The organism is Paraburkholderia ribeironis, from assembly GCF_900019265.1.
In the GTDB taxonomy this organism is placed as follows: Bacteria; Pseudomonadota; Gammaproteobacteria; order Burkholderiales; family Burkholderiaceae; genus Paraburkholderia; species Paraburkholderia ribeironis.
In genome coordinates this window covers 1-6,357 of the sequence record NZ_CYGX02000116.1, presented here as the reverse complement: position 1 = coordinate 6,357, position 6,357 = coordinate 1, and the positions used below count along the sequence as shown (strand labels likewise).

The 6,357-nt window shown below is 64.6% G+C and carries 4 protein-coding genes and 1 pseudogene; 2 read left to right on the top strand and 3 right to left on the bottom strand.

Annotation, left to right across the window (positions count from 1 at the left end; translation table 11 throughout):
- Nucleotides 1–186, top strand: a 186-nt coding sequence (locus tag BN2475_RS35145; RefSeq protein WP_218023749.1) for a hypothetical protein, incomplete at its 5' end; no start/stop codon positions are given.
- 80 nt (nt 187–266) lie between these two features.
- On the opposite strand, the pseudogene BN2475_RS31315 reads toward BN2475_RS35145, so the two are convergent.
- From BN2475_RS31315 to garL, 3 genes and pseudogenes are all read right to left on the bottom strand, one after another.
- Nucleotides 267–2,200: pseudogene (locus BN2475_RS31315) on the bottom strand (glycoside hydrolase family 28 protein).
- A 330-nt stretch (nt 2,201–2,530) separates the two neighbouring features.
- Nucleotides 2,531–3,460, bottom strand: a complete 930-nt coding sequence (locus BN2475_RS31310; protein WP_245841707.1) for a 2-hydroxy-3-oxopropionate reductase — start codon at nt 3,458–3,460, stop codon at nt 2,531–2,533.
- 31 nt (nt 3,461–3,491) lie between these two features.
- Nucleotides 3,492–4,292, bottom strand: a complete 801-nt coding sequence (gene garL, locus BN2475_RS31305) for a 2-dehydro-3-deoxyglucarate aldolase (RefSeq protein WP_094783254.1) — start codon at nt 4,290–4,292, stop codon at nt 3,492–3,494.
- Between the two features lie 236 nt (nt 4,293–4,528).
- On the opposite strand from garL, the gene BN2475_RS31300 reads away from it, so the two are divergent.
- Nucleotides 4,529–6,112, top strand: a complete 1,584-nt coding sequence (locus tag BN2475_RS31300) for an aldehyde dehydrogenase (NADP(+)) (protein WP_094783253.1) — start codon at nt 4,529–4,531, stop codon at nt 6,110–6,112.
- The last annotated feature ends 245 nt before the right edge of the window (nt 6,113–6,357 follow it).

Sequence of the window (6,357 nt, the reverse complement as noted above, 5' to 3'; positions counted from 1 at the left end):
GTCGCACGCTTCACGGCCGTTCTCGCATCGCCTGAAAAAACAAAACCCCACGCTCCGAAAAACGTGGGGTTCGTCAGCAGTCTGAAGCGGCGCCTTGGCGTCGCTTTTTTTTGCCTGCTCACAGGGATCGCCTGGCTGTCCGGCTGCCGGTTCACAGTGCCGATTCACCTCGGCCTTGCGGCCTGATTTGCAGTGAACGTGTGAGCGACAGTCGTCGTGCCTGGCGAGACGAAGCAAAGATCATCTTCGCCCCACCGGCTTCACGCTTACCGCTGATCGACGACCGTGGTGTTGTACGTCGTCGCGCCGATCACCACGTTGTTCAACGTAATGCCGTTGACGTTGTACGCGTAGATCGGGCCGGGCGTGCTTGCGCTGGCCGGGCCGGCGCAGACCGCGGTGCCCAGATTGCAGTTCGAGATCGTCACGCCGGTGATCGGCGGAACCGTTGGTGCGGGCGCGGCGCCGTTGTAGTCGAAGGCGACCGGACCCTGGGCGACGATCGCCTGAAAGCACGAGCCCGTTACGCCGCTGACGGTTACGTTGCTCGCCTCCACGTTCGAGATATTCACGTTTTGCACCGTCGCCGGACGGGTTCGAATCGCGTCGTTGGCCGGTTGATAATCGCAGTCGAACGTGATCAGCCCGCCCTGTGCCGCCGACGGATTGCCCGCCGTCGCCGTCACCACGCCGAGCGGCACGGAGGCGTTGATCGGACTGCCGGCCAGCAACGCGCTGCCGTAGCCGGAGCCTTTCAGGCTGACGCCGTTGGGCAGCGTGACCTTGTCGACATAGAAGTTCTTCACGAAGCCGCCGCGATTCATGTTCGTCTTGATGCGAATCGCGATGTTCAGCGGATTGGTCGCCCAGTTCTGGTTGAGCATCTGCAGATTGCGCGCGTAGATGTTCTGCACGCCGCCGCCCATTTCGCTGCCGAGCGTGATGCCGCCGTGGCCACTGTTCATCGTGCAGTTCTGGATTACGTGATTCTGCGCGGGGCCGTACTGGGTATCGAGATCCTTGCCCGACTTGATCGCGATGCAATCGTCGCCGGTGTTGAAGGTCACGCCGTCGCACAGCACGTTATCGCACGCGTCCGGATCGAAGCCGTCGTTGTTCGGGCCGATGCTGTTGGTCGTCACGCCGCGGATCACGACGTTCCTGCAATCGGTCGGATGGTGCTGCCAGAACGGTGTGTTGTTGGTGCAGTAGTTCTCCATCAGCACGTTGGTGCAACCGATGAACTCGACCATGCACGGACGCAGGTAATGCCCGAGGCCGAAGATTCGCTGCGCGACCGGCACGCCGGCCTCGGACAGCGCGGGCAGGTAGTTCTGATCCTCTTGCCACGGCGTCGTGGGGCTGGTCAGCAGCGCATAGAGCGCGTCGGAAATGCCCGGCGCGGCGCTCTTCAGATCGACGTTGTTCGGGTTGAGGTACACCTGTGACGGCGTCTTCGAACTCACGCAGCCATATGCGCCATTCGATCCCTTGAAGGTCCACCAGCACGACGCGGTATTGCCCGTGCCGGCGAACGGCGTCATCGCCTGGCCGTTGAGCACCGAGGTGGCGTCAACGCCCGTCAGGGCGATATTGGTCTGGTTGCGCGCGTAGACCGGCGAGCCGAAATTGAGGCAGTCGTTTGCCTGCCAGCGGCTATAGAACAGATTGCCGTTCGCGCCGCAGTTGACCGGGCCGTCCTTCGCGTAGTCGCTTGGGTTCGGGCTGAAATAGATCGTGCAGTTCGCGCTGAGGTGGAAGTTCACGTTGCTCAGCAGCACGATCGGTCCGGCGCAATACCACGTGCCGGACGGCACGACCACGCGGCCGCCGCCGGCCGCATTGCAGGCCGCTATCGCGGCGAGAAACGCGGGCCGTGAATCGATCGAGCCGGCGCCGTTGGTTTGCTCCGAGCCGGGACTCGCAAGCGACGACGCGCCCGTGTACGGATTGGTCGCCGCGACGACGGGGCAGGGCTGCGCACCGTACGAGGTGACCAGAAAGTCGCGCGCCGGGAACATCGACTGGGTGATGCCTTGCAACGAAGCGATGATCTGGTTGCGGCGCCCGAGGAGCCCCAGATCGGGTCCTGCGCGGCCGTTGGTGTGCTCGACGCGGACGCCGGCTGGTTGATCGAACCGCCGCAGGCGGCCAGGCCGCCAAGCAGCGTTGCGCCGGCGGAGGTGCCCGCCAGCACCATGAACGCGCGGCGGCCGGGCGAGTGCGGTTCAGTCGGGTCCGGGGTTCTCGATGCAGTCCGCTTGTCGTTGTTCTTATTCAGGGTTGTCACGAATGTCTCCTTGCCCATGGCGGGCGTTGTCGGTAATCCTTGGTATTGCGGCGGCCGTCTGCCGACGCCATTGTCTTGTAATGATCAGTGATCCTTAATATTTGTAAGATGCGATCGGTTACAGCGGTACAACCTCGTCTTCAGACGTTTGCCCGATCCGCGCATGCCAGCGCGCGCCGTTGCGCCCGCCTCATGCACATGGAGCGGACGCGACGGCGCGCCGTGAAAGGGCGCGCGGCCTCAGGCGTTTGACTGACCGATTTCGTGATTGGCGAGCACCTCGAGCGCACGCACCATCGCGGAGTGGTCCCACGCCTTGCCGCCGTGCGCGACGCAGGCGTTGAACAGCGCCTGGCAAGTGGCGGTGTTCGGCAGCGACACGCCGAGCGCCTGTGCGGTCGACAGCGCGAGGTTCAGATCCTTCTGGTGCAGTTCGATGCGAAAGCCCGGATCGAAGCTGCGTTTGGTCATCCGCTCGCCGTGCACTTCGAGAATGCGCGACGACGCGAAGCCGCCCATCAGCGCCTCACGCACGCGCGCCGGATCGACACCGGCCTTCGACGCGAGCAGCAGCGCTTCGCCGACCGCCTCGATCGTCGCAGCGACGATCACCTGGTTGGCCACCTTGCACACCTGTCCGGCGCCGACCGCGCCGATCAGCGTGACGTTCTTGCCCATCATGTCGAACAGCGGCTTGATGCTGTCGAAGGTCGCGCTTTCGCCGCCTACCATGATGGTCAGCGAAGCTGCCTTGGCGCCCACTTCGCCGCCCGATACCGGCGCGTCCAGGTAGTCCGCGCCGTGCTCGCGCACGCGCGCCGCGAACTCGCGGGTGGCCATCGGCGAGATCGAACTCATGTCGACCACCGTTTGGCCCGCGCGCAACGCGTTCGCGAGGCCCTGTTCGCCAAACAGCACGCGCTCGACGTCCGGCGTATCCGGCACCATGATGAAGATCACGTCGGCCTGCGCGGCCACCGCGGCCGGGCTGTCGCACGCGAGTGCGCCGGCCTGGATCAGATCGTCGGGCACACCGCTGCGCGTGAACGCGGCCAGCGCGACGCCGTTCTTGAGAAGGTTGGCGGCCATGGGCCTGCCCATGATGCCGAGTCCGATAAAGCCTGCTTTTTGCATGGAATGCTCCGAAGGTGTCGTGGCGGCCGTGCTTATGCCTGCATATATGCCTGCCCTAAGGTTGGCTTTACGCCTGGCCTGCCTGGTTCTGCATGAAGTGTTTCTGCACGGACTGCGCGGCGGCTTTGAGCAGCCCCATGTCCGCGCAGACCGCGATGACGCGGCAGCCCATCGACAGATAACGTTCGGCGTCGGCCTGCGCCGGGGCGAGAATGCCGCTTGCCTTGCCGGCGGCTTGCGCGCGTTCGAACACGCGCGCAATTGCCTGTTGCACGTCGGGATGGTTAGGATTGCCAAGATGACCGTACGAGGCCGCCAGATCCGAGGGGCCGATGAACACCGCATCGATGCCGTCCACGGCGACGATTTCGTCGATCGCCTCGACCGCCTTGCGGCTTTCGATCTGCGCGATCACGCAGACGTTGTCGTTGGCGATTTCGAAGTAATCGGCCACGTTCGCAAAGCGGTTGCCACGGTGGCTCACCGACACGCCGCGGATGCCCTGCGGCGGATAGCGCGTCGCGGCGACCGCGCGGGCCGCGTCAGCGGCGTTGTCGACGAACGGCACCAGAAAATTCGTGAAGCCGCTATCGAGGAGCCGCTTGATGAACACGCTGTCGTTGGCCGGCGGCCGCACGACCGGTGCGCTGGCGCTGTCCTTGAGCGACATCAGCTGCGGGATCAGCGTGAGCACATCGTTCGGCGCGTGCTCGGCGTCCAGCAGCATCCAGTCGAAACCGATGGTGCCCAGCAGTTCCGTGACGATCGGGCTGGCGAGCGATGACCAACAGCCGATCTGGGTCTCGCCGCCGCAGACCGCGCGACGGAACCGGTTGGGCAGGGTCTGGTAGGGCGGGACAGCGGGCATGGGTGTCTCCTCGAACGGCAATGGATCGGGTGAGCGCTGATGATGACTATGTGGATGACTATGCGCGATGTTATAAGTCGTCGTATGTCTAAGACAAGATTAGCACTGACCCCTTGATATGTAACGGTCACGTAAACCCGAATTCCCCAGTAGATAAGCGTTTCCGGTTGCGCGCAGCCCTCGCAATGTTGTAGGATGACTTATATCTAAAGCCTTTATCCAAGGAAAGCGAAAAAATGTCCATTACCGGCGAAATGCTGATTGGCCGCCAGGCGGTGCGTGGCGAGGAACAACCATTGCACGCGGTCAATCCTGCCACGGGCGCGGAGATCGCCGAGCCGGTTTTCGGCAGCGGCGGCGTCGCGCAGGTCGAGCGCGCGTGTGAACTGGCGCAGCAGGCGTTCGACCCGTACCGGCAACTGCCGCTCACGGTGCGCGCCGAGTTTCTCGAACGCATCGCTGACGGCATCACCGCGCTGGGCGACGCGCTGATAGAGCGCGCGCACCAGGAATCGGGTCTGCCGAAGGCGCGTCTGGAAGGCGAGCGCGGCCGCACCACCGGCCAGCTCAAGCTGTTCGCGCAGGTTGTGCGCGCGGGCCAATGGCTCGCCGCGACACTCGATTCGCCGCTGCCGGAACGCAAGCCGCTGCCGCGCTCAGATCTGCGCATGCAAAAGATTCCGCTTGGCCCGGTCGCGGTGTTCGGCGCCAGCAACTTCCCGCTGGCGTTTTCGGTGGCGGGCGGCGACACGGCTGCGGCGCTTGCGGCCGGTTGCCCGGTCGTGGTGAAGGCGCACCGCGCGCACCTCGGCACCTCGGAGATGGTCGGGCGTGTGATCCAGCGCGTCGCGCAGGAAATGGAGCTGCCTGAAGGCGTGTTCTCGATGATCGTCGGCGCGGGCAATCTGGTCGGCGAAGCGCTGGTGTCGCATCCGGCGATCAAGGCGGTTGGCTTCACCGGTTCGCGTGCGGGCGGCACGTCGCTGATGCGCGTCGCGGCGGCGCGTGCCGAGCCGATTCCGGTTTACGCCGAGATGAGCAGCATCAACCCGGTGTTCCTGCTGCCGAACGCGCTGACGCAACGCGGCGACAGCATCGCGCGTGGCTTCGTCGATTCGCTGGTGCTCGGCGCCGGTCAGTTCTGCACCAACCCGGGCCTCGCGATTGCCGTCGACAGCGATGCGCTGAAGCAATTCGTCGCCGCCGCGTCGGCTGCGCTGAGCGGCAAGCCGGCTCAGACCATGCTGACCGCTGGCATTCACGCCGCGTATCAGGACGGCGAGAACAAGCTGACGGCGACCCGGGGCGTCGAGGCAGTGGCGCGCGGCGTCGACGCGACCGGCCCGACGCAGGCGCGCGCAGCGCTGTTCGTGACCGATGCGCAGACTTTCCTCGCGAACCCGGTGCTGGAAGACGAAGTGTTCGGACCGGTCTCGACGATCGTGCGTTGCAAGGACGAGCAGGAATTGCTCAAGGTGGCCGAGCACTTTGCCGGCCAGCTGACTGCCACGCTGCAGATGGACAGCGCCGATCTGGCCACGGCGAAAAAGCTCGTGCCGATTCTCGAGCGCAAGGCCGGACGGATTCTGGTCAACGGTTTCCCGACGGGCGTCGAGGTGTCGCACGCGATGGTGCACGGCGGCCCGTTCCCGGCCACCTCGGATAGCCGCGCGACGTCGGTTGGCACGACCTCGATCGAGCGCTTCCTGCGTCCGGTGTGCTACCAGGACTTCCCGGCCGATCTGGTGCCCACAGCGCTGGCCGACAGCAACCCGCTCGACCTGTGGCGTCGTCGTGATGGCGAAATCACGCGCGGTTGAGGACTGCGGTTGAGTGCCGGGGTTGAGTGCCGCGGTTGAGTGCATGACGGAGGCTGTGGCTGAGCATCTTGCTGAGCCACGGGCGAGATAAAAAAATGGCCGGGATCGTAATCCCGGCCATTTTTTTGCGTGTTGCCTTGCCTATTTTTTTACGTGCGCCGAGCGGCGCCTTAGGGAAACGCTGATTAATGAATCTCGGCGGTCATCGCTGACGCAGCCGAGGACGTTATAGAAGACAGCTTACG